Source organism: Barnesiella sp. WM24 (assembly GCF_004570975.1).
Taxonomy (GTDB): domain Bacteria; phylum Bacteroidota; class Bacteroidia; order Bacteroidales; family Muribaculaceae; genus Muribaculum.
In genome coordinates, this window is sequence record NZ_SPPC01000009.1 from 34,329 (window position 1) to 58,440 (window position 24,112).

At 48.3% G+C, this 24,112-nt stretch carries 19 protein-coding genes and 1 pseudogene; 7 read left to right on the forward strand and 13 right to left on the reverse strand.

Features of this window, described 5'->3' with window-relative positions; all coding sequences use genetic code 11:
- Window positions 1-4: 4 nt before the first annotated feature.
- Window positions 5-2,563: an alpha-glucan family phosphorylase gene (glgP, locus tag E4T81_RS10805; protein WP_135044415.1), complete on the forward strand. Its 2,559-nt coding sequence runs from the start codon at window positions 5-7 to the stop codon at window positions 2,561-2,563.
- A gap of 213 nt (window positions 2,564-2,776) precedes the next feature.
- On the opposite strand, the gene rplS is transcribed toward glgP, so the two are convergent.
- Window positions 2,777-3,139: a 50S ribosomal protein L19 gene (gene rplS, locus E4T81_RS10810; protein WP_135044417.1), complete on the reverse strand. Its 363-nt coding sequence runs from the start codon at window positions 3,137-3,139 to the stop codon at window positions 2,777-2,779.
- Between the two features lie 232 nt (window positions 3,140-3,371).
- Here rplS and proS point away from each other — a divergent pair, with 232 nt between their 5' ends.
- Window positions 3,372-4,853 (forward strand): proline--tRNA ligase, encoded by a 1,482-nt coding sequence (gene proS / locus E4T81_RS10815; RefSeq protein ID WP_135044419.1) that lies wholly within the window; start codon window positions 3,372-3,374, stop codon window positions 4,851-4,853.
- A gap of 9 nt (window positions 4,854-4,862) precedes the next feature.
- The gene (locus tag E4T81_RS10820; RefSeq protein ID WP_135044422.1) at window positions 4,863-5,813 is read left to right on the forward strand and encodes a glycosyltransferase family 2 protein; all 951 of its coding nucleotides are present in this window, start codon (window positions 4,863-4,865) and stop codon (window positions 5,811-5,813) included.
- A 39-nt stretch (window positions 5,814-5,852) separates the two neighbouring features.
- Here E4T81_RS10820 and E4T81_RS10825 read toward each other — a convergent pair whose 3' ends face one another.
- The 7 genes from E4T81_RS10825 to E4T81_RS10855 all read right to left on the reverse strand — a co-directional run bounded on the left by E4T81_RS10825 (window position 5,853) and on the right by E4T81_RS10855 (window position 12,662).
- A complete protein-coding gene (locus tag E4T81_RS10825; protein ID WP_135044423.1) occupies window positions 5,853-7,598 on the reverse strand; it encodes a glycosyltransferase family 39 protein in 1,746 nt (581 codons plus the stop codon).
- Between the two features lie 21 nt (window positions 7,599-7,619).
- Complete coding sequence (gene rimM, locus E4T81_RS10830; RefSeq protein WP_135044425.1) at window positions 7,620-8,144, reverse strand: ribosome maturation factor RimM; 525 nt, start codon at window positions 8,142-8,144, stop codon at window positions 7,620-7,622.
- 15 nt (window positions 8,145-8,159) lie between these two features.
- Window positions 8,160-9,473, reverse strand: coding sequence for a UDP-N-acetylglucosamine 1-carboxyvinyltransferase (gene murA / locus E4T81_RS10835; RefSeq protein WP_135044427.1), 1,314 nt, complete (start codon window positions 9,471-9,473; stop codon window positions 8,160-8,162).
- A gap of 26 nt (window positions 9,474-9,499) precedes the next feature.
- Window positions 9,500-10,090, reverse strand: a complete 591-nt coding sequence (locus E4T81_RS10840; RefSeq protein ID WP_135044581.1) for a DUF4290 domain-containing protein — start codon at window positions 10,088-10,090, stop codon at window positions 9,500-9,502.
- A 221-nt stretch (window positions 10,091-10,311) separates the two neighbouring features.
- Window positions 10,312-11,058 carry a 3-oxoacyl-[acyl-carrier-protein] reductase gene (gene fabG / locus E4T81_RS10845; RefSeq protein ID WP_135044430.1) on the reverse strand — a complete coding sequence of 249 codons (747 nt, stop codon included), beginning with the start codon at window positions 11,056-11,058 and terminating at the stop codon, window positions 10,312-10,314.
- A 53-nt stretch (window positions 11,059-11,111) separates the two neighbouring features.
- On the reverse strand, window positions 11,112-12,056 hold the full coding sequence (locus E4T81_RS10850) for a 3-oxoacyl-ACP synthase III family protein (RefSeq protein WP_135044432.1): 945 nt from the start codon (window positions 12,054-12,056) through the stop codon (window positions 11,112-11,114).
- 12 nt (window positions 12,057-12,068) lie between these two features.
- Window positions 12,069-12,662 (reverse strand): TetR/AcrR family transcriptional regulator, encoded by a 594-nt coding sequence (locus E4T81_RS10855; protein ID WP_135044434.1) that lies wholly within the window; start codon window positions 12,660-12,662, stop codon window positions 12,069-12,071.
- A 124-nt stretch (window positions 12,663-12,786) separates the two neighbouring features.
- On the opposite strand from E4T81_RS10855, the gene E4T81_RS10860 reads away from it, so the two are divergent.
- Complete coding sequence (locus E4T81_RS10860) at window positions 12,787-13,155, forward strand: hypothetical protein (RefSeq protein WP_135044437.1); 369 nt, start codon at window positions 12,787-12,789, stop codon at window positions 13,153-13,155.
- Window positions 13,156-13,169: 14 nt separating this feature from the next.
- The gene (dacB, locus tag E4T81_RS10865; RefSeq protein ID WP_135044439.1) at window positions 13,170-14,519 is read left to right on the forward strand and encodes a D-alanyl-D-alanine carboxypeptidase/D-alanyl-D-alanine-endopeptidase; all 1,350 of its coding nucleotides are present in this window, start codon (window positions 13,170-13,172) and stop codon (window positions 14,517-14,519) included.
- Window positions 14,520-14,630: 111 nt separating this feature from the next.
- Here dacB and E4T81_RS10870 read toward each other — a convergent pair whose 3' ends face one another.
- The 3 genes and pseudogenes from E4T81_RS10870 to E4T81_RS15920 all read right to left on the reverse strand — a co-directional run.
- On the reverse strand, window positions 14,631-16,136 hold the full coding sequence (locus E4T81_RS10870) for a glycoside hydrolase family 28 protein (protein WP_135044441.1): 1,506 nt from the start codon (window positions 16,134-16,136) through the stop codon (window positions 14,631-14,633).
- Between the two features lie 37 nt (window positions 16,137-16,173).
- Window positions 16,174-18,690 (reverse strand): glycosyl hydrolase, encoded by a 2,517-nt coding sequence (locus tag E4T81_RS10875; RefSeq protein ID WP_245207067.1) that lies wholly within the window; start codon window positions 18,688-18,690, stop codon window positions 16,174-16,176.
- Window positions 18,691-19,788, reverse strand: a pseudogene (locus tag E4T81_RS15920) (glycoside hydrolase family 88 protein); the annotation flags it as partial.
- A gap of 154 nt (window positions 19,789-19,942) precedes the next feature.
- Here E4T81_RS15920 and E4T81_RS10880 point away from each other — a divergent pair.
- Window positions 19,943-21,370 carry a glycoside hydrolase family 140 protein gene (locus E4T81_RS10880; protein WP_135044445.1) on the forward strand — a complete coding sequence of 476 codons (1,428 nt, stop codon included), beginning with the start codon at window positions 19,943-19,945 and terminating at the stop codon, window positions 21,368-21,370.
- A 9-nt stretch (window positions 21,371-21,379) separates the two neighbouring features.
- Here E4T81_RS10880 and E4T81_RS10885 read toward each other — a convergent pair whose 3' ends face one another.
- Window positions 21,380-21,901, reverse strand: a complete 522-nt coding sequence (locus tag E4T81_RS10885; protein ID WP_135044447.1) for a hypothetical protein — start codon at window positions 21,899-21,901, stop codon at window positions 21,380-21,382.
- A 144-nt stretch (window positions 21,902-22,045) separates the two neighbouring features.
- Between E4T81_RS10885 and E4T81_RS10890 the strand changes: the two genes are divergently transcribed.
- Window positions 22,046-23,347, forward strand: a complete 1,302-nt coding sequence (locus tag E4T81_RS10890) for a M18 family aminopeptidase (RefSeq protein WP_135044449.1) — start codon at window positions 22,046-22,048, stop codon at window positions 23,345-23,347.
- 7 nt (window positions 23,348-23,354) lie between these two features.
- On the opposite strand, the gene E4T81_RS10895 is transcribed toward E4T81_RS10890, so the two are convergent.
- Window positions 23,355-24,038, reverse strand: a complete 684-nt coding sequence (locus E4T81_RS10895) for an RluA family pseudouridine synthase (protein WP_135044585.1) — start codon at window positions 24,036-24,038, stop codon at window positions 23,355-23,357.
- Window positions 24,039-24,112: the final 74 nt, after the last annotated feature.

The window sequence follows — 24,112 nt, forward strand, 5'->3', positions numbered from 1 at the left end:
ACGTATGAAATTACAAGTGAGCAACACTAATGCACCCGTATGGCGTGACATTATGGTAAAATCTGATTTGCCTTCTAAGCTCAAACCCCTCGAAGTAATGTCCCGTAACCTTTGGTGGGTATGGAACAGCGAGGGTAAATCTCTATTCCGCGACCTCAACCCCGACCTTTGGCGTTCGGTGGGCGAGAACCCTGTGATGCTTCTCCAGCGCCTTGACTTTGACCGTCTGCAGGAGATCATCAATGACAAAGACCTTATGGCGCGTATTGACGCTGTCTATGCCGACTTCAAAGCCTACATGAAGGAGCCCATGCGTAAGGATATTCCTTCTGTATCTTATTTCTCTATGGAATATGGTCTTTGTAATGCTCTTAAGATTTACTCCGGTGGTCTCGGCGTGCTTGCCGGTGACTATATCAAGGAAGCTTCAGACAGCCGCGTTGACATGACCGCTGTCGGTTTCCTCTATAGATACGGATATTTTACTCAGACTCTTTCTGTTGATGGTCAGCAGATAGCCAATTATGAGCCTCAGAATTTCAATGAGCTTCCCATCGACCAGGTTGTTGATGAGAGTGGTCATCCCGTGATTCTTGAAGTTCCGTTCCCCGGCAGAGTCGTTTATTCTCACATATGGCGTGTCAATGTCGGACGTATGAAGCTGTATCTTATGGATACCGACTTTGACATGAACAGCGAATTTGACCGTCAGATTACCCATCAGCTTTATGGCGGTGACTGGGAAAACCGCATCAAGCAGGAGTATCTGCTTGGTATCGGTGGTATTCTCATGCTGAAGAAACTCGGCATCAAGAGCGAACTTTACCACTGCAACGAAGGTCATGCCGCTCTTCTCAACCTGCAGCGTCTTGTTGACTACGTGCAGGATGACAAGCTTGACTTCAATGCCGCTCTTGAGGTAGTGCGTGCGTCAAGCCTCTATACCGTACACACTCCGGTTCCTGCCGGCCATGACTACTTTGACGAAGGTCTCTTCGGTAAGTATATGGGTGAATTCCCCGCAAAGCTTGGTATTTCATGGAGCGACCTCATGAATATGGGCCGCGAGAATCCCGATACCAACGAGCGCTTCTCAATGAGCGTGTTTGCGCTTAACACCTGCCAGGAGGCAAATGGTGTAAGCTGGCTCCACGGAGAAGTGTCGAAGAAGATGTTTGCCGGTATCTGGAAGGGTTACAACTGGGAAGAGTCTCATGTCGGATATGTAACTAATGGTGTACACATGCCTACATGGGCTGCATCAGAGTGGAAAGAACTCTATGAGAAGACTTTCGGCAAGGAATTCTTCAACAGCCAGAGTGACACTAATTACTGGGCAAAGATATATGATGTTGCCGATGAGGACATCTGGAATCTGCGCATGACGATGAAAAACAAGTTCATCAACTTTGTGCGTCGTGACTTCCGTGAGAAGTGGCTCAAAAATCAGGGCGACCCCTCTCGCATCATGTCTATTGTCGACAAGATTAATCCTAACGCTCTTATAATCGGATTTGCACGCCGTTTCGCTACTTACAAGCGTGCCCACCTGTTGTTCTCTGACCTTGACCGTCTTTCTGCGATTGTCAACAATCCTCAGTTCCCGGTTCAGTTCATTTTCTCAGGTAAGGCTCACCCCGCTGATGGTGCAGGTCAGGGTCTGATCAAGCGCATCATGGAGATTTCACGCATGCCTCAGTTCCTCGGTAAGATTATCTTCCTTGAGAATTATGACATGATTGTTGCGAAGCGTCTTGTGTCAGGTGTCGATATCTGGTTGAATACGCCGACCCGTCCTCTTGAGGCATCAGGTACCTCAGGCGAAAAGGCCGAGATGAACGGTGTGCTTAACTTCTCTGTGCTTGACGGATGGTGGTATGAAGGCTATCGTTTCTGCGAAAAGGCAGGATGGGCGCTTACTGACAAGCGTACATTCACCGACCAGTCTCAGCAGGATCAGCTCGACGCCGCTACAATCTATTCAATGCTTGAAAATGAGATCGTACCCTTGTACTTTGCCAAGAATTCCAAGGGCTACTCTCCCGAGTGGATTCAGTATATAAAGAATTCAATCGCCAAGATTGCTCCTAACTTCACAATGAAGCGCATGATTGACGACTATATCGCACGCTTCTATGACAAGGAGGCTGCACGCACCAAGAAACTTGTAGCTCATGACTTTGCTCTTGCCAAGGAAATTGTGGCATGGAAAGAAAATGTAGCTTCCAAGTGGGATGGTGTAAAGGTTGATTCTATAATTGAATCAGTCGACCAGAGCAACAGCAAGACCGGCGAGCCTTTCTCTACCGTGGTTAAGGTTAACACAAACGGTCTTGGCCGTGATGTTCATGTTGAACTCGTGGTCTACAAGGTTGTCAACGGAGAGGAGAAACTCGTGCGTACCGAGCAGTTCAAGGCTATCGGTCAGGATGGTGATAATGTCACCTACGAGCTCAAGTCCAAGATGCGTGAGTCAGGTGTGTTCCGTTATGCATTCCGTGCATATCCCTGGAATGACGCGCTTCCTCATCGTCAGGACTTCGCATACGTGCGTTGGCTCTAATAGCTCCGGAGCTATAGATATAATCAGCGGGAATCCTTTCGGGTTCCCGCTGTTGTTTTTTATGATGTTGGCAACCCGTTGCCCATTGAATTCCCGTTGCCGCAATTTGTACGATAGGGTGGTGTATTTGGTATACTGCAGAGCTGTGACAACAAAAAAATAAAGGTCAAGCAATTGCTTGACCTTTATTTTAATCGGTTTGATTAGTCTTTATTATGCGTCCTTTTTTACTACGCGGCGCTCTTTGATACGAGCTTTCTTGCCGGTGAGCTTACGGAGGTAGTAAAGCTTAGCGCGACGTACCTTACCATACTTGTTGACGGTAATAGAGTCGATAAACGGAGACTCGATGGGGAAAATACGCTCAACACCGATGTTATCGCTCATCTTGCGCACTGTGAAACGCTTCTTTGCGCCCTCGCCTGAGATGCGGATTACGACACCGCGATACTGCTGGATACGCTCCTTGTTGCCCTCTTTGATACGGTAAGCGACTGTGATGGTATCGCCGGGTCCAAATTCGGGGTGCTGCTTGCCGGTGGCAAATGCTTCTTCAGCAACTTTAATCAAATCCATTTTTAATCAGATATTAAAATGTTAATAATACGCAATATAGCAAGCTGCTTGTCTTGCCAGAGATTACGAAAAGCGGTGCAAAGTTAGCGATTATTTGCTTATAATCCAAATATTTTTGGCTTTTGATTTTGATGAATGATTCTCTTTCCGCAAATCGTTGTGTATGTTGCCGTTTTTGAGTAATTTTGCGGTATAAATTAAATCTGAAGAACAAATATAATATAAACTTGCTATGGCAAAGGAACTAAAGGATCTCACTAAACGTAGTGACGATTACTCTAAATGGTACAATGAACTTGTGGTTAAGGCTGATCTCGCCGAGCAGAGCGCTGTGCGTGGATGTATGGTGATAAAGCCTTACGGATATGCCATCTGGGAAAAGATGCAGCAGACTCTTGACAAGATGTTTAAGGAAACCGGTGTGCAAAACGCATATTTCCCGCTTCTTATCCCTAAGTCGTTTCTTTGCCGTGAGGCGGAGCATGTGGAAGGCTTTGCCAAGGAATGTGCAGTTGTGACACATTACCGCTTGAAAAATGACCCTAACGGTAACGGAGTCATCGTTGACCCTGATGCCCGCCTTGAAGAGGAGCTGATTGTAAGACCTACTTCGGAGACAATTATCTGGGGTACTTATAAAAACTGGATACACAGTTACCGTGACCTGCCTGTATTGTGCAATCAGTGGGCCAATGTAATGCGTTGGGAGATGCGTACCCGCATGTTCCTCCGCACTGCCGAGTTCTTGTGGCAGGAAGGACATTGCGCACATGCAACGGCTGAGGAGTCGGAGGCACGCACTGTACAGATGATTAATCTGTATGCCGATTTTGCCGAGCGTTACATGGCTATGCCGGTCATAAAGGGAGTGAAATCGCCCAACGAGCGTTTTGCCGGTGCGCTTAACACCTATACCATCGAGGCAATGATGCAGGATGGAAAGGCTCTTCAGTCAGGTACATCCCATAATCTCGGACAAAACTTCGCCAAGGCGTTTGATGTCACATTTGTAAACAAGGACAATAAGCCTGAATATGTGTGGGCAAATTCCTGGGGTGTGTCAACCCGACTGATGGGTGCGTTGATTATGACCCACTCTGATGACAACGGTCTGGTTCTGCCTCCTCATCTGGCTCCGATACAGGTCGTAATCGTCCCGATCTATAAGAATGCCGAGCAGCTTGTCGAGGTAAGCAGGGCTGTTGAGCCTATAGTGTCGGCTTTACGTGATCTCGGTATCAGCGTGAAGTATGATGATGCCGACAACCGCCGTCCGGGATTTAAGTTTGCCGACTACGAGCTGAAGGGAGTGCCTGTGCGTCTTGCAATAGGCGCGCGTGATATTGAAAACGGCACAGTTGAAGTAATGCGTCGCGACACTCTTGAAAAGCAGGTCGAGCCTATAGCCGGAATTGCCGAGCGAGTGCAGTCGCTTCTCGAAGAGATTCAGGAAAATATCTATCAGAAGGCTCTGAAACACCGTGAAGAGATGACCCGCACGGTTGACACCTATGAGGAGTTCAAGGCTGAGATAGAGAAGGGCGGATTTATACTTGCTCACTGGGACGGAACTCCCGAGACTGAGGATAAAATCAAGGAAGAGACAAAGGCAACTATCCGTTGCATACCGTTGGACGGTGACAAGACTCCCGGAGTGTGCATGGTCACAGGCAAGCCTTCGGCTCAACGCGTGATATTTGCACGTAACTACTAATAAGATAAGATGCTACAACCAGTAATAGCCATCGTCGTCCCGTGTTACAACGAGAGTGCGGTGCTTTCCATGTCAATGGCAAAGCTGTCGGAAGTGCTCGGGGCTATGGTTGAAGACGGCACTGTCTCTTCTCAGAGTTACATACTTTGTGTCAATGACGGAAGCACTGACTCTACATGGGAGGAGATAGAAAAGTTTCACAGGCGGGATACCCGGATAAAGGGTATCTCGCTTGCCCATAACCGGGGGCATCAATATGCACTCCTTGCCGGGCTGATGACGGTAAAAGACCGGTGTGACGCTGCTGTCTCCATTGATGCCGATCTTCAGGACGACCCTGACATTATTCCTGAGATGGTGAAACTCTTTATTGCCGGAAACGAGATTGTCTATGGCGTGAGGAAAAGCCGTGCTACCGATTCTTGGTTTAAACGCACGACAGCAAGGACATTCTACACCATGCAACGGCGCTTGGGAGTTGATACGGTATATGATCATGCCGACTACAGGCTTATGAGTCGTCGGGCGTTGGAACTGCTTGCCGATTACGGTGAATCTAATCTTTTCTTGCGTGGCATTATCCCGCAGATAGGTCTTGACAGTGCAGTAGTGACCTATGACAGGCAAAAGCGCGCGGCCGGCGAGAGCAAATATCCGCTTGCCAAAATGATAAGCTTTTCCATCGATGGTGTCACTTCCTTTTCTGCCAAGCCTATAAGACTGATATTTGCCACCGGACTTATATTGCTCCTGCTTGACATAGTGGTGGCAATCTATGTGCTTTGTTCTTACTTTGCCGACAGTGCAATATCGGGTTGGACATCATTGATGCTTTCTATCTGGTTTCTTGGCAGTCTGATACTTATGAGCATAGGTGTCGTAGGGGAGTATATCGGGAAAATATTCACTGAGGTGAAACACCGGCCCCGTTACGCTATACGCGATATGCTTTGGGATTGATCATTGGATGATGATGCATAATTAAATGCCGCATGTGATTTATTTCACTGCGGCATTTGTCTTGTTAAACCGATATACTTCTATACTGCTATGTATCTTGCTGGTTTGCGACGATTTGTAGACAGGCGTAAAGTCGTATCCTTCTGTTTTGAACTCGGGAAGATACTTCTCTGCGTCATAATCGTTAATCATAAGGAATCCGCTGTCAGGTCTTGTCTTATAGAAGTTGCCTGTGCGGTTGCCGAGGTAGAAATTAGGCTCGAAGAAGTGGACCGGATTTCCTGTACTGAACACTCCTTCTGCTATGAACTCATACAGCTTGCCTTCACTTTCCGGCGCATGACGCTCGATTTCAGCGACAATTCCTTTCATGGACTTTGCGTTAAGCACTGCAGGCTGATACACTCCGTCAAGCGAGATATAAAGTCCGAGTGTCACGGCGATTATGGCAAATATGTGGCGGTCATTAAGCTTTTTGCGGCAATACACATACCAGCCGATGCCCGTAAGTGTAGTCAGGCTTATTATCATTATGCTGAACGCCCCGCCTATGTCGGCTATGTTATGGAGCATTGCGATGTTTAGAGCGGCGTGCCGTCCTTTAAACATGGTGTCAGGTATAAGACCAGATTTTGCGATTATCAGCGCGACAGGGAGAAGGATAGCGACTGTAGCGAGAATCACGCCATAAATCTTGATTGCTCTTGAGCCGTTTCTGACAAGATACAGCAAGTAAAGGGCAAAAAAGTAGGCGATAAATGGATAGACGGGCATCAGGTAGACACTCCGCTTGCTTTCAGGAATGCAGTAGAAGATAAATATCGCCATTATGGCGATGAATGAAAACAAGTTTACCGGCGACATGTTTCTGAACAATGACGATAGCCGTTCAAGTGAGGGCTTTCCGAAGGCTCTGTAATGCAGCGTGAACAGGGAGATGACAGCACATAATGTCCAGGGTACATATCCGGCGATTATGGTGATGAGGTTGTAATACCACGGATTTACGTGGGAGTCATATTTCATCGTGCCGGTAAAGCGACCGAAATTCTCTTCCATCACAAGGTCAAGAAATTCTTTTCCGCCCTGATGATAGGCCGCGATATACCATATTGCAGGGAGTAATGTCGACAAAACTGCACATATTATCAACAATGCCGCAGCCTTAAATATGTTGGTCCCCTTACAAAGAAGGAATATGCCTGTGGTAAGACACGGAAGAATTATACCGACAGGCCCCTTTGTCAATGCGGCACAGCTCATAAAAAGTATCGCTCCCCACGGTAGTCCGCGAAGCCCTTTTTCATACCAGCGGTAGAAGCAAATCAGCGACATCACAATCAAGGCTGTCATCATCATGTCGACACGGCAGTTCATCCCGGCACGGTGCAGCTCGAAAGAGGTGAACGCGATAAGGGCGCTTATTGCGGCAGTCAATGTGTCAGTGCGCTTCGCAAAGAAGGAGAAACACGTCATTATCATTGCCACAAGTGCGATGACCGACGGCAGTCGTGATATGGCTTCATTTACGATGCCTCCGTTGAATAGAAGAGCGAGTGCCGCAATACACCAGTGAAAGAAAGGTGGCTTGTAAGGGATGTCTCCTCCATTGTTTTGAGGTAATATCCAATTGCCCTGTTCAAGCATTGAATAGGCGACTATGGCTTCTCTCGGCTCTCCTTTGGTGTGAAAGTCAGAAAGACCGATAAACGGCAACATTGTAAGCAGGCAGATGGCAAAAAGTAGCCAGAATGCCTTGGTGTAAGAACAGCCTGAGCAATCCATAAGCGGGTATAATCTGGTGTATTAAAGGTCAAGTAACCCTTCGGGTAAAGTCATTACGATATATTTACGGTCAGTATCGATTTCATCGATAAGGTCATCGGCAATAGGGATATATGTGCTTTCTCCCCCGGGAAGCCCGACGATAAACAAAGCGTTTTCTGTGCTGTCTTCTATCCCGGTGATTACACCTACGGGTTGCCCGTTGGCGTGTACGATGGTGAATCCTATGAGGTCGGAGGCATACATGCCGTCTTCATCAGGCATTTCTTTCACTTCATCGCTGACAAGCGCGTAAATCTCATGATTGGTAAGCGCCGCAGCCTGTTGTTCATTATTGATTCCGTCTATGGCAACAATCACCGAGTCAATGCGCTTCGGGCGTATGGACTCGATAAAAAACGGTACGTAGATGCCGTCGATATTTACGATGAACTTTTCAATCCGGTCAGTGATTACATCGTCATCAAGATATACGTTTATTTCACCGTGAATGCCGTGGGGCTTTCCGAACTTACCGATTTCTACAAGCTCTTTTTCTTCAATCATAGGATTCTCTTTCTGTTATTGTGACACTCTCATTATATGGGCTCCTATAGCATTCAGGCGCTTGTCAATGTTTTCATATCCACGGTCTATCTGGTCGATATTATGGATGCTGCTTGTGCCCTTGGCGCTCATCGCTGCAATAAGCATGGCTATGCCGGCACGAATATCGGGCGACACCATCGTGGTGGCGCGGAGAGAGTGTAGTCTGCCGGAACCGATGACTGCCGCGCGGTGAGGGTCACACAATATTATCTGCGCTCCCATGTCGATAAGCTTGTCTACGAAAAACAATCGGCTTTCAAACATCTTCTGGTGAATCAGGACGCTGCCTTTTGCCTGGGTGGCGACTACGAGAAATATGCTGAGAAGGTCGGGCGACAGTCCGGGCCACGGAGCATCGGCAAAAGTCATGATGGACCCGTCGATGAAGGTCTCAATCTCATATCCGTCACGTTTCGGGATTATTATGTCATCGCCGGAGCGTTGCAGGTCGATGCCGAGGCGCTTGAAGCTGTCGGGCATGATTCCGAGGTCGTCGTAGCTTACATCTTTTAGGGTTATGCCGCTTCCTGTCATCGCAGCCATGCCTATAAAGCTGCCTACCTCAATCATGTCGGGAAGCACTCTGTGGGTAGTGCCGTGGAGCGATTCTACACCTGTTATGTTCAGTAGGTTGGAGCCTATGCCGCGTATCTGCGCCCCCATTGAGTTAAGCATTTTGCAGAGCTGCTGGATATATGGCTCACACGCGGCGTTATAGATTGTTGTCTCGCCTTCGGCAAGCACCGATGCCATTATTATGTTGGCTGTTCCGGTGACCGATGCTTCGTCGAGAAGCATATATGTCCCTGACAGGCCACCGTTGCTCTCTATTTCGTAAGCGTGGGTCTCGGTGTTGTAGTTAAATTCGGCTCCGAGTTTATTGATGCCGATAAAGTGGGTGTCAAGACGGCGGCGGCCTATTTTATCACCGCCCGGCTTGGGTAATACAGCCTTGCCAAACCGTGCCACGAGCGGGCCTACAAACATTACCGAGCCGCGTAATGCCGCCGCTTTTTTTATGTAGTCGGGTGTCGACAGGTAATCAATGTTTACTTCATCGGCTTGAAAGGCATAGGAGTGGGAGGCAAGGCGTTCAACCTTTACTCCCATGTCGGCAAGCATTGAAATAAGATTGTTTATGTCGAGGATGTCAGGAATGTTTTCAATCACGACACGCTCAGGAGTCAGCAGTACGGCGCATATTACCTCAAGTGCTTCATTTTTTGCCCCCTGAGGTGTAATTTCACCTTGCAGAGTGTGACCGCCTTCTACAATAAATGTGCTCATGGCTCTGTATAATGGTGTAAAACAGGTTATTTTTTCTTTTTCTTCTTTCCCGAAGTCTGAGGTGTGGGAGCCGCCTTGAACTCGTGCAGGCGACATGTCGCCGGGTCAAGCCTTATCGCCCCGTGGCTGTAGGCCGCGAGATCCTTGAACACCTTGGCATCGTCGACCCCGTCGGGGTTGACCGCAAGCATGAGTTTTTTCATGTGGTTGGCGATAAGGATAACAAGTGCGTCGCGCTCTTCTCCCTCCTCAAGCGATACCGCCTTTGCTATCATCAGCTCTATGTATTTGCCGTAATGACGGAGCTTTATTGAAGAAAGCTCATAGTTCAGCGGCTCGGGACGTGATTCGAGGTTTTCCGGCTTTATTACTTCGTAGGGATAGTCTATATCAAGCTTGAAGTCAGACATGATTGCGAGATGGTCCCATAATTTGTGCTTGAAGTCTTCCGTGTCGCGAAGCTGCGGAAACAGATTTCCCATTGACGCGATAATCGAGTGGGCACACACGGTGCGCTCTTCCCTGTCGGGAATCGAGACGCAGTAGTCCACCATCTGCTGTATGTTTCTGCCGTATTCAGGCAATATGAGTTTCTTCAGTTGTGTATTGTATGTCAGCATATAGCTATATGTTTTGCTTCATGTCAAAGTTACCAAAAATATGACAATCTGCCAAATAAATGGATGATACGGTATAAACGCTTTGCCATCAAGCTTGGTTGAGTTGATAGGGGAGAAGTGTGGAAAGGTGAATCCTTAAATGGAAAATCAGTTGTGTGGCAACCTGTTAGTGGAAGCTACACAACTGATATGTTGTCGGTCGATGGTTCGACTTCTGATTACATGTTCATACCGCCGTCAACCTGTATTACCTGACCGGTAACGTAGCCTGACATGTCGGAAGCAAGGAATACGGCAACATCGGCGATGTCGCCTACCTGACCGCCGCGGCGCAGAGGAATTTTCTTTACCCATTCGGCACGAACGTCGTCGGGCAGGGCGGCAGTCATTGCTGTCTCGATAAATCCGGGGGCGATAGCGTTGGCACGGATGCCGCGTGAGCCTACTTCCTGGGCGATAGACTTGGCAAGAGCGATAAGACCAGCCTTTGATGCCGCATAGTTTGCCTGTCCTGCATTTCCGTGTACACCTACCACTGAAGCCATGTTGATGATAGAGCCGCTACGCTGGCGCATCATGATCGGAAGCACTGCGTTGATGAAGTTGAAGGCGCTTTTGAGGTTGACTGCGATTACAGCGTCCCACTGTGCCTCGGTCATGCGCATCATAAGACCGTCTTTAGTGATACCTGCGTTGTTTACAAGAATATCGATTGAGCCGAAATCCTTATGTACCTCAGCGACTACTTCCTTAGTCTGGTTGAAGTCGGCAGCGTTAGATGCATATCCTTTTACTTTGACTCCGAGAGCCTCGATTTCTCTTTCAGTCGCTTTTCCGTTTTCGTCAATCACGAGGTCGGTAAACGCGATGTTGGCACCCTCCTGTGCAAAGCGGATTGCAAGTGCCTTTCCTATACCGCGGGCTGCACCTGTGATGAGCGCGGTTTTTCCTTCAAGAAGTTTCATGTGTATTACTCTTAAATGCTTTATTGTAAATTGTCGGCAAATTTAACTATAAATTAGATTTCTACCAAAAATGCACCGCAGGAATATCCACCGCCAAATACGGTCAATCCTATTTTTTCGCCTTTCTTGAACTTGTCACGGTTCTGGGCGAATACCAGCGCGCAACTTGCCGAACCGGTGTTTCCAAGCTCTTCGATATTGTTGACAAAATGGTCATCATCAAGTTCAAGCTGGTGGGCTACCTGTGCCACGATTCGCTTGTTTGCCTGGTGGGTGATGATGTGGTCGAGTTCACCGGGAGTCATGCCGTAAGGCTTTGTCACGTGGTCAAGAGCGTCAATCATGTAGGAGCATGCGTTGACAAACACGTCCTTGCCGTCGGGCATTTCTATGCCACCTTCTTTCGGGCGAAGGATGACACCTTCGGGACCTTTCCCTACATTTCCGAGCCCGCAGGTATATATCTCTTTGATCTTTACATCTGTGTCGGAAACCTTGTCGGCTGAAAGGAAATAAGCGACAGCTGCGTCACCCCATAGATGACCGCATTTCGGGTCATGCTCATTGGAGTAATATGTGTTGTGCTCGGAACATACCAGCAGGGCTTTCTTGGCTTTGCCTGCCGCGAAATATGTCTCGATTATTTCAAGTCCGTTTACAAATGACGAGCAGGCGGCAGATACATATACCGCTTTGGCTCCGGTGATGTCATATTTCCTCTGGGCTATGTGGGCGAGAGTGGCTACAGTGTCATAGGGCGAGTAGGAGGCCGATACGATAAGGTCGACATCCTTGATGCCGTAGGGCAGATTTTTGATGGCATCTTCAATTGCATTAAGTCCCATCGAGTTGTGACCTTCTCCGGCTCCTGCCTTTGAACGTGACTTTATGCCTGTGCGTTTATAGATCCAGTCGCTTGTAAGTCCGTTTACATCTTTGAAATATTCGTTGTCAACCCTTTCTGAAGGGATATAATAACCGGTGGCATTAATGTACATGTTCTATGAAATTTAAAGTTTTTGTATTGCTGTAATTATATATTGTTTCACTTGCTCTCTCATCCGGGCGGGATCCACTCCTATCTGGTGGAAATTATTGCGCATGTAGGAAAGCTCGATACCTTGAAACAGCATGATCATCGAGGCATACACACCGTCTACCTTGTCAGGGTCGAAATCTCCTGTTTCCAGTCCTTCCCGTATGATGGATTTCAGCATGTCGAGCTCTTTTTCGATAGCAAGCTGCCTTATGCGCTCCATGCGTTTTACATCGCGCATCAGCAGTGACCTTAACACAGTGTTGTCATGATGATGGGCTACTGCGTCAGCCACCACATCTATGCGCAGGTCAATGAAACGACGCAACTTTTCTACCGGCGACATGTCGGTGGTGATTACGTTGCGGAGTCTTGCTACGAGCTGTTCGCTTTCTTTCTCGATTACGGCGTTGTATATCTCACGCTTGTTTTTAAAGTATGTGTATATGGTACGCCTGCCTTTGTCTGATGCATTGGCAATGTCGCTCATGGTTGTGTTCTCGATGCCTTTGTGAGCAAAGAGCTGTCGAGCCACATCAATTAGTTTTTCGCGAGTTTTAAGTACCATAATTGCACAAATGTAGTTTGTTTGTGCGAAATTAGTGATTTCTTGTCACATAATTGCCACATTGCCACGATAATTTTATTAAAATGATGTAAATTTGTCTTTGAATAAGAATAATTACTGATATATGACATCAATATTTAGATTGCTTTTGCTTTTGAGTGTTTCTTCAGTGTTCATCGCGTGTGACAGTGATGAGCCGGAGTCAGAATATTATGTACGTTACACCGCCATAGCTGAGCCGTTAAAGGAAGTGAACATGTATTTTACCGATGAGACCGGTGATAATACTTATTTGAAAGCCGCGATGCCCGACGGTAAGTTTCAATATTGTATAGGTCCTGTAAAACGTGGTTTCAAAGCGGGTCTTACAGTGAGCTATGTGACCGGCGGCGCTGTGTCATTTCTGTCAATAGAAGTGGCTAAAGACACTGAACCCTTTGTAATCAAATCACAGGGAACTAATTATTTTACTCAAAAATACACAATTGAATAAACCTGATATTTCAGATGATTAAAAGATTTATACAGCTGGCGTCGATGACGCTGGCTTTTAGTTTTTATGCGGCTGCCGCTCCTGTTGTATTCAAAGGAAGTGAAGCTGCATCGACAGGGATATATATCGCCGAGTTGTCAACAGGCAAGGTCGTGGCGTCATACAATCAGAATCAAGTGTTTATACCTGCTTCCACAATGAAGTGTGTGACGGCTGCATCGGCAGTGATGTCGCTCCGCGGTACATCGCCTTTCATTACCCCTGTTGAAATATCGGGTGATGTGACAGCCGGTGTGCTGGAAGGCAATCTGTATGTATATGGCGGTGGTGACCCTACGCTTGAGTCGCGACATTTTAAGTCGCGTAGCGGTTTTGTAAACTCTGTGTGTGGCTGGGTAAAAAGTCAAGGGGTTGATTCGATAGCAGGCGACATTATAATTGACGCCTCTCTATATCCTGCAATAGGGGTCTCGCCTTATTGGCTGCTTGAAGACACTCCCTGGGAGTATGGCGCGGGATTATATGGCGTCAATTATAAGGACAACAGTTTTTCTATGACCGTATATCCCGGTGAACCGGTTTATGACGCTCCTTATGATGTGGAGGTCATAAACCGGCTGCGTCAGGGGCAGCGTGGTGATGTCATGGCAATGAGAGGAGAAGGGTCGTCGGTACTTACCCTTACCGGTACGGTGGCAGGCTCAAAGGGTTATACATCCCGCTATTCTATACCTGTGCCCTGGATGGCGTTGTATCATGATCTGGTATCGGGTCTTGAAGAGGCGGGTGTCGCTATCGGATATAACCTTGATATTAAAGAGGGAGAAAACAGAAAGCGTATGGAGCACACATCTCCTTTGCGTGACGAGATATTGCGGGTCATGATGTTTAAAAGCGATAATCTTTTTGCCGAGGGCATGTTGCGGTCGCTTGTTTTGCACGATGACTGCGACCGCACCTTTGCCGATGCTGTAAGGAAGGAGCGGGCGTTGCTTTCTCAAAAGGGTTATGACCTGGCGACAATCAAGATTGCCGATGGAAGCGGTCTCGCAGTGACCAATCGCCTCTCGCCAAAATTTCTTGGTTCGCTTTTACGTGACATGTCGTCGCGACAGGAATATGTAAAGCTTTTTCCCAAGGTGGGAAAAGAGGGTACGGTAGCCGGTCTGCTTGCCGACACTCGACTGAAGGGGCGGCTTGCGTTGAAGTCGGGAAGTATGTCGGGTGTGCTTTGTTATGCCGGCTATAAGCTTGATGCCGGAGGACGCCCGACCCATGTCGTGGTAGTCATGGTCAACGGATTTACCTGCAAGGTGTCGGATGTAAGAAGGGCTATTGCCTCATATCTTCTTTCTGTGTTCTGACACAAGAGAGGTGACGATAAAAAATCAATAGGGCTCGACCGGCGTTGACTGCTGTCGGGCCCTATTTTTATTGACTCAGGCTATTTGTCTAATCAATATAGGCGGAGCTGCTTATTTTTCAGTGAAATTTGTCACGTCACGTGTAGTGATGCGTTCTCCTGTCGCGTGGTTTATAGTCACGTTGTCAAATGTGAGACCGTTGACAAAATTTACTGTGGCACCTGTGTCGGCGCTGAATAGTGAATTTTTGACAGAGATGTTGTTGACCGGCATCTCGGGCAGTCCGTTGAAGAACATGGCGCGTTTTGCACCGCGACACGTTGTGTTGGTGATGTAAATGTCGCGGAAAGATGGTGTCTCCTCTGTTACGGGCATCATTTCCACGGGAGCCTTTGTGGCGTAATAAAGGTCAAAGATCAGGGCATCGCCGGCGATGTCAACCATGTTGATTCCGTCAATCCATACTGATTCGACCATTCCGCCTCTGCCACGCGTCGACTTGAAACGCAGTCCGCAGTCAGTGCCTATGAACGTACTGTTGCGGATTAATATGTTTCGCGCGCCGCCCGACATCTCTGAGCCTATTACAAATCCTCCATGTCCGTGATACACGGTGCAATCGCTGATAAGCACATTTTCACATGGCACGCCTCTGTCACGACCTTCTTTGTCTTTTCCCGACTTTATGCAGATGGCGTCATCGCCGACATCGAAGGAGCAACGGTTGACAAGCACGTTTTTACATGATTCGGCATCAAGACCATCGCCATTCTGTGCAAACCAGGGGTTGCGTACAGTGACTCTGTTGAGGATTACATTTTCACACAAAATAGGGTGTAGGTTCCATGCTGGCGAATTTTCAAAGGTCACATCTTCAAGAAGCACATTCTTGCAATTGGAGAATGACAGCATGACGGGTCGCAAGAAGTCATGTACATATTCCCAGTCGGCTTGATTATTGCCTGAGTATGCTTTGTTTAAGAATGATTTGTCTTCCGACACCTCGCGTATGCGGTCGGAAGGATACCACACGTCGCCTTTTGCCCCGACTGCACCGGTCTTGCAGCGCTCTTTCCATTGTGAGTCAGTCATTTTACCCTTTTTGACAGGACGCCAGTGACCACCGTTTCCGTTGATTGTGCCAAATCCGGTGATGGCGACGTTCTCTTTACCTATCGCAGTCAGAGGTGACTGGCATCTTTTTGCCGAGTTTCCCTCAAAGTAACCGTCAATAAGAGGATAGTCTTCGCGGTCAGATGAAAAAAGAATCAGCGCGCCGCTGTTCAGGTGGAGTTCAACGTTGCTCTCGAAGACGATAGGTCCGGTATACCATATTCCGGCAGGAACTACGAGCTTGCCGCCTCCTTTTTCAGAAAGGTGCTTCATTGCCGATGCAAAAGCCTCGGTGTTTTTAGTGTGTCCGTCGCTATTGCCTCCGAAGTCAGTGATTGAAATCTCATAAGCGGGAATTACCGGTCGGTGTACCGGCTCCATCTCAAATGGTATTTCGCGGTACATTGATGCAAATTCATAGTCGGCAGGAATTGTTGTCGCCGAAACACCGGTGGCTTGCATTGCCGCAAGCGCGATTAAACATAACAATGATGAATGCCTCATTTAAATTAAATCGATTTAGGTTAAATATTATTAGTTTTCAGTTTCCGTTACCATTGGCTCCGCTGATTAGCTTTACAGTGGAGTTCAGCCCCGAAGGCATTGGTGTCCAGCCCTCGTAGCTTGTCTTTTTGTAGTTTATGTCAACTACATTTATTTCTTTCATGATGCGCCAGTCAACGCCTTTCTTGTCGAGGTCGGCTATGCGGTTGGCGGGAAGATTGGTTACTTCAATGCGTAGTTCATTTTTCCCTTTTTTCAGCTTGCCTGCGCAATCGAGTATGTAGGGAGCCGCCCAGGCACATCCTATGTACTCTCCGTTGATATATACGCGTGCACTTTCCCTGACATCTCCGAGGTCTATTCTCCAGGCTCTTTTGCTGTCGTTTTTGTCAAGGTTTATCCTTGTCGTATAGATGCCTGTCCCCATCATTACCGATTCTTTGTCGCCGAGAGTCTCCCACGATTGTACCGCAGGCAGTTTGTGGATATTGCCTGCCTCGGTGGTGCCTTCGTCAAATGCCAGATTCCAGTTGTTATGGGTGAGGTCAATGACTTTCAGCGGCATATTGTCGGTTGCCGGTGACGCAGCCGGCCCGATTTTAGTCGTGTAGGTCCGCAGTATGCGCGATTCTCCGCTAAGAAGATTAAACTTTATTTTGCCGTCGCTTATTTCTGCACGGGTGATATTGCCGTTCATCGGGTCAAACCATGCGGCATCTTTAAACTCTACGGCAGGCTTGATCCATCGGTCTACATTGTCGCCTGAAAGGTTGGCTATAAAGTAGTGGTTGCCGGTCCTGTTTTTGCGGCGTATGGCACGCAGTCCGCAATTGCGTTTCATCTGTTCTGCCTGAGCTAATGCCGCGAGGTCGGCCTCGTCTTCACCATATATGACAAGATTACCGAAAGAGGCAAGGAGTTCTTTCAATTCCGGAGTGACAGTGGTCCCGGAAGGGATTATTATGCCGCGATATGCCGCGCCTCCCTCTGTAAGAAGACGCTCTCCATGAAGCCTAACGTTGGCAAGCTGGCGGTCGGAAATATAGTCGCAGTCATAACCGAGACTGTCTATCTTTATGATGCTTTTTATAAACTCAGGCGCTTTCTTTGACATGGAATGGATGTCAAACTGCATGAGAAGTCCTTTTTCTTTTTCTTTAAGACGGCTCCGCCACATGTCGCGTACCGGCAGGTAAACAAGAAAGTCATTGTCAGGGTCGCCGTATTGCAAGAAACTCTGTGAACGCTCGATATACTTCATCAATGAGGGTGCATCACGCCAGATTGAATTGTTAGGTGTCATGTCAACCGATGCATAGAAACGCCATCCCGGCCATTCCGCTTCGGCAGGTGAATAGCACGAACCATGAAAAAACACATGGTTGACTCCGCAGGTAAACATAAGGTCAAGGTCAGGCTTCATCTGTGAAAGCGAAGTGCGGAAATGCTCTGTAAGCCAGGTAAACGTTTCGCTTGATGTAAGGGGTTTCCCTGTGACATGAGCCGCTGATGAAGCATATTTCAGCATCGATACATCGCTGTCGTTTTTGCGAGTGAATCCGGGGTCGGTTCGGAGTCCCCTGATGTTGAAATCTGACAGTCCGAATCCTTCTATTTCGGGAATATCAACTGCCGCGTAGATGTCGAGAAGATTGGCCGGGCTGCCATGTGCCTGATTGCGCACCTTTACGCCACGTGCCGCCGCCCAGTCATGCCATTGGCAAGTGAAGTTTTCATAAAGCAGTTCACCGAGGGTCTCGCGGTAATCGGCAAGAGTCTTGTTGCCGTCGTCGTTATATCCGATAAGCTCCGGCAGTTTATCCTCAAGACGGTAGCCTCTGCGCTTGGCAAACTCTTCAAACATGGCGGGCGTCCAGTTGGCGCCATACACTTCGTAGCTGTCGTTGAAGAAGACCGAGGGGTAGGGAGTTCCTGACCCGGAGAAAGCTTTGTCAAACCGTTCAAGGTAGTGCTTTACGGCTTCACGGCTGAAATGGTCGATCACGAGTCCCTCTCCACCCGGTGCAGCGCGTTTTACCTTTTGCATTGTCGGTGCCGAGTAGACCGCGATTACACGCCATGAGTCTTTTTCCCCACAAGGGTAGACCCCGGTGTATTGCAATTTTGCGTGGGCGCGCTCTTTCTCCGGGAGTGCGAATATCACAGACGCAGGGTCTACACCGGCAGCTGATTTAATAATCGTGTCGCGGAAAATCACCTTGCATGCCGCTTCTTCAACAGGCACATAAGGGCCTCCGAAGGGCCACCCTGTGCCGTTGTTCATGTCGACACGCATATTTTTTTCTTTTGCCACATTTATTGAGTGATGCAGCATGTCCATCCATTCTGGTGAAAGATAATCAATATCGTTTGACTCGTTTCCACGTACCCCATATATAGGAGTAATCTCGACCGTTCCTATGCCGCAGGCTGAAAACAGGTCGAGATTCCATGTGATGTTATCGGTGTCTACCGCAGAGCCGGGCCACCACCATCTTGTGCCGGCGCGTGCCTCCGGCTTAGCCAAAGGCCAGCCGGGGGATTTTTCGCGCATCAGTAGTTTGTAATATTCCGTGGCTCCGAGCAGGAAGCAACCGGTGCCGTAATCCTCAAAGTCGGGTATGCTTGTGAATGTAACCGGCTGTCCTGCCGACGGGTCTTTGCCCGTGCCTTGATTGTAACCGAGGAAACCATCGTCGTGCAAGCAGGCGGCAAGTGCCTTCCATGCTTTGTCACACACCGGACGGAAACGCTCGGGGTCAAGCCATCCTTCCATTATTCCGCGACACATTCCATATAGGAACAATGCGGTTCCGGTCATTTCCGGTCCGCCATAAGTGACCGGAGAAACGAGGCTTACATTCCAGTATCCGTCATTACGCTGGCAGGCGGCAAGGGCATCGCTCATGGCGATAAAGTCCTTTTTCAGATATTCATAGTACGGGTCATCGGGCTTCAGGTCTTCCATCACCCTTACCAGGGCGGCATATACCCATCCGTTGCCTCGGCTCCAGTAGCAGTTTTTCCCGTCGCTTTCTTTATAGGGTGGCACATAATCCTTGTCACGCCACCATAACCCTTCGGCTGTGTTGAAAAGTCCGCCGCCGCAGGTGTCACGGCTCCATTTGTAGGCGTTGATGGCGTAGTCCATGTAGCTGCGGTCGCCTGATATCCTGTAATATTTGCTATACACCGGCATTGCCATCTGTATCGCGTCGATCCATGTCCAGTAGTCGACCTTGCCTGATGCCATCTGGTGGTCAAGATTTTGCTTTACGCGGTTGATGCATGCTGTGTCGCCTGTCATGATATAGCGGTCAAGATATGTCTGCGCGCAACACTGGTCGTCGGCGTGGGTGGTCGTGATGCCGTAGCGCGGAGTCCATTGGTGGAAATTTGCCCAGCGGTCGGTATAGTCGATATATCTTGCTTCGGGTGCCACTTCATTAAGAGCCATCAACCCTTCGTAATATACGGCGCGGGTCCACAGATTGCTCGGGCGTATACGCTTTACATTTGTCGGCTCTGTCGGGTCGGCATATTTCGCCATAAAATAGTCATTAGTGCGGATTGCCGCGTCAAGGACGTCGTCTTGTGCGTTAAGACAACATGGCAAGAGGAGTGAAATCAGCAGGAAATGCAACTTGTTCATGGTTTAAGGTAATTTTTATGCAAATTTACCATCATTAACCGACACGCTCCAAGTGATTAACATTCATTAACTGATAGTGGCGGGATTGATATGCCGGTTTGGATTCCGGAAACTTATGCGTATATTTGCCGTAAACTTAAATCAATCATAGCCGATGTCACGTACAATCGTTATCTTACACTTAATTATTGCAGTTTTGTTTTGCCGGTCAGAATTGTTTGCCGGTGTACCTTGGGAGCATGGTGACCTGCGTGTCGCTGCCGGAGGGAGATATTTCTGTCATGACGACGGTACACGTTTTTTCTGGATGGGAGATACCGGCTGGCTTCTTCCGGAGCGACTTGACAGGGACGAAGCGGTTGAATATCTTGACGGTGTGGCAGAAGCGGGATTTAATGTCGTGCAGGTGCAGACAGTAAACGGAGTCCCTGCCACAAACGTGTATGGATGCAGTTCCCATCCGTCGGGCTATGACTTCTCTGACGTGGATCGTGACGGTGATAACGGATATTGGCGGCACATGGATTTTATCGTTGACCGTGCTGCTGAACGTGGAATATATATAGGTATGGTGTGTATATGGGGCGGACTGGTCAAGAGTGGCAAAATGAATGAGGCAGAGGCGTGTAGCTACGGCAGGTTTCTTGCCGGGAGGTATAAGGATAAGCCAAATATAATCTGGATAATCGGTGGTGACATACGTGGTGATGTCAAAACTGAGGTTTGGGAGGCGCTCGCGCAGTCTATAAAGGAGGTAGACGGGCGTCATCTCATGAGTTTTCATCCATTTGGACGCACATCATCCATTGAATGGTTTCATGATGCCGCGTGGCTTGATTTCAATATGTTTCAGAGTGGACATCGCAGATATGACCAGACTCGTGGTGATGGCGATGACAGGGCGCAGGCTTCTCAGGCTGAGGACAATTGGAGATATGTCGAGGCAGCCCTGGCGATGTCGCCGCTGAAGCCGGTGATTGATGCCGAGCCGAGTTATGAAGAAATCCCTCAGGGGTTGCATGACCCATCCGAGCCTTGGTGGAAAGCTCCTGATGTGAGGCGTTATGCTTACTGGTCGGTGATTTCAGGCGCGGCAGGTCACACCTATGGACATTCTTCCGTAATGCAGATGAAAAAGGATGAGCCGGTCGGAGCCTATGGTGCAGTCAAGACATGGCGTGAGGGCATGAAGGATCCGGGATATAATCAGATGAAGTATCTGCGCCGACTGATGGAGATGCTTCCATATGATGAACTTATTCCCGATCAGGAGATTGTTGCAGGAGAGAACGGCGAACGATATGAAAGGGTTGTAGCTGCGCGCGGTCGTGACTGGATGATTCTGTATACATATACCAATCGTCGGTTTATGGTGAATCTTGACAAAATCAAAGGTGATAAAAAGCGGGCCTGGTGGTATGACGTGACTGACGGTACAATTCTTTATGCCGGAGACTATACCGGAGGAGTTGCCGGATTCCACTATGCCGGTGTGCCTGAAGGCGCAGGAAATGACCGCGTGCTTATCATAACAGACGCTGACGCAGGCTATATTAGTGATTCCTCTATCCCGGCAAGATGATGCAGGCAGTTAGTCCCAGATGTCGGGGGTATTAAGTCCGTAATTAGTGGTGACTGTTGATTGCGCCGGAAGTTTGTCTACAAGAATGGCATTGCGAGTCAGAAACAGATGAGATTCGGAATCTCCTGACGCCGTCCTGACTGTATAGGTCGTTGACAATACATACATGTCACGGTTGTAGTCAAGATAAAACCAGTGACTCACACTTAATATCGGTAATGTTACAGCATCATAGTCGACAATCAAGGTGTATCTGGAGTAATCGATTTCGAGAAATTGCTTTGGTATGGGAAAGAAAGGGAAGTCAGGAATCTCTTCAGCAGAGTTGATAATATAAGTATGATTTACTGCCGACTTGACCTGTTCTTTCAATGACTGCTCTGCGCTATCCCAGTCAATGTCGAGAATATCAGACTCATATGTCTTTGTTATTGCTACTTCGGCATAGGGATCTTCGTTGTTGCTATGATTGCAGGATGATGTCGCAGCCATCGTTAGTATGGCAGCAAGCAGTATATATATTCTGTTCATGTCTTGATAAAAAGAGCTGAGTTTATATATGAGTAACGCAACGGGTTGTCTCATATTGTCTATGTATGTTTTTTGTGTAAAAAAACTTGGCGGCGTGATGTCGGATTTTGTATATTTGCGTTATACTTCTTAAAGATAACAGATATGGCAAAATATGGAGCTACAGTCGAAGGGCTGATGGAGTTTTTGGATTCAAGCGTGTGCAACTTTTATGCGGTAGATACGCTGAAGGCTATGCTTGACGACGCCGGGTTTACGATGCTTAACTTTCAGGACAAATGGTGTCTTGAGTGGGGAGGCAAGTATTATGTGACAAAAAATGACTCGGCAATATTTGCCTTTATCGTTGGAGACGGGGCGCCGAGTGACGGCTTCCGTATAATATCGGCTCACAGTGACTCTCCAGGATTCAGAATTAAGCCTAATCCGGAAATGGTATCTGACGGCGGTATATTGAAGCTAAATACCGAGGTATATGGCGGACCGATTCTATACACATGGTTTGACCGTCCGTTGTCGATTGCAGGAAGGGTGGTGTTGCGCAGCGGTGACCCGTTTTCTCCGGAAACGAGGCTTGTCAAATTTGAAGAGCCTCTTCTTACCATACCTCACCTTGCCATTCACTTTAACCGCAGTGTTAATGACGGCAACCCGCTTTCCAAGCAAAAAGACATGCTTCCTGTGATAGGGATGATAAACGACCGTGCGGAAAAGGAGGGTTTCCTCTTGCGGCTTGTCGCCGAGCGTCTTGATGTCAATCCCGCCGACATCATTGATTTTGACCTGTCGCTTTATGACACGACCCAGGCATGTTTACTCGGAACGGGAAGCGAGTTTGTCACCTCGGGAAGACTTGATGACCTTTCTATGGTGCATGCCGCAGTTTCGGCGTTGCTTAGCGCTGACGGAGATTGCAGCCAGACCCGCATCATGGCTATATTTGATAATGAAGAGACGGGCTCTGGCACTAAGCAGGGGGCGGCGTCGCCTGTGCTGAAGAATCTGTGCCGACGCATAATCATGGCTCTCGGAGGCTCGGAGGAGGATTTCCTTCGCGGAGTGGCAAAATCATTTATGATATCAGCCGACAATGCTCATGGTCTGCATCCAAATTATCCGGAGAAGCAGGACCCGACAAATCATCCGGTACTCGGCGGCGGTCCGGTGATAAAGATAAACGCCAACTGCAAGTATATGACTGACGCCGATTCCGCCGCGGTGTTCAAAAATATATGTGATGAGGCGGATGTGCCTTGCCAATATTTTGTCAATCACTCCGACGTGGCGGGCGGGTCTACGCTCGGCAATATACTGACATCTCAGATTGACTTGCGCGGCGTTGACATGGGAGCGGCATTATGGGCTATGCATTCTGTGCGCGAGACTGCCTCGGCTCAGGATCACCTTCACACGATTGACGCCTTTGTGAGATTTTTCAATATTTAAGAGACTCTCAACTGGTCTTGATGCCGGCGGTAAGTGCCTGCCACAGATTGTCGTCGGGCACAGGGGCGGTTATGTCTATGCGTTCTCCGCTGACAGGGTGAATAAACTCTATGCGATGAGAAAGCAGGGAGATGCACCCGTCAGGGTTGCTGCGCTTGTCGCCATATTTAAGGTCTCCTTTTATGGGGCAGCCTATAGCCGACATCTGGACCCTGATCTGGTGTTTGCGACCTGTAAGAAGATTTATTTCAAGAAGGTGATAACGGTCGGATGAAGCGATGTGGCGGTATTGCAATATCGCTTTTTGTGACCCTTTTTTCTCATTGACCGATGCGTAGGATTTATTGTTGCGTTCAGTCGTCGTGATGTAGTGTGTCAATGTGTCAGATTCTTTTGGCGGGCAGTTACGCGTGATTGCCCAATAAGTCTTTTTCACCTCTCCCTTGCGAAACATTTCGTTCATGCGGGTCAATGCCTTGGAGGTCTTGGCGAATACAACAAGCCCTCCGACAGGGCGGTCAAGCCTGTGGACGACACCGCAGAATACATTTCCGGGCTTTGCATATTTCTCCTTAATCCAAAGTTTAAGCTCTTCAACCAGTGGGCGGTCGCCTGTCTTGTCGCCTTGCACAATTTCTCCCGGAGCCTTATTTACTATGATTAAATGATTGTCTTCGTAGATTACTTCCATCTTGGGCTTTTCATTAAAATGCTGGCGACCGCCTATGGAAGTCGCCAGCATTTATTATACATTTTGTGACCGGC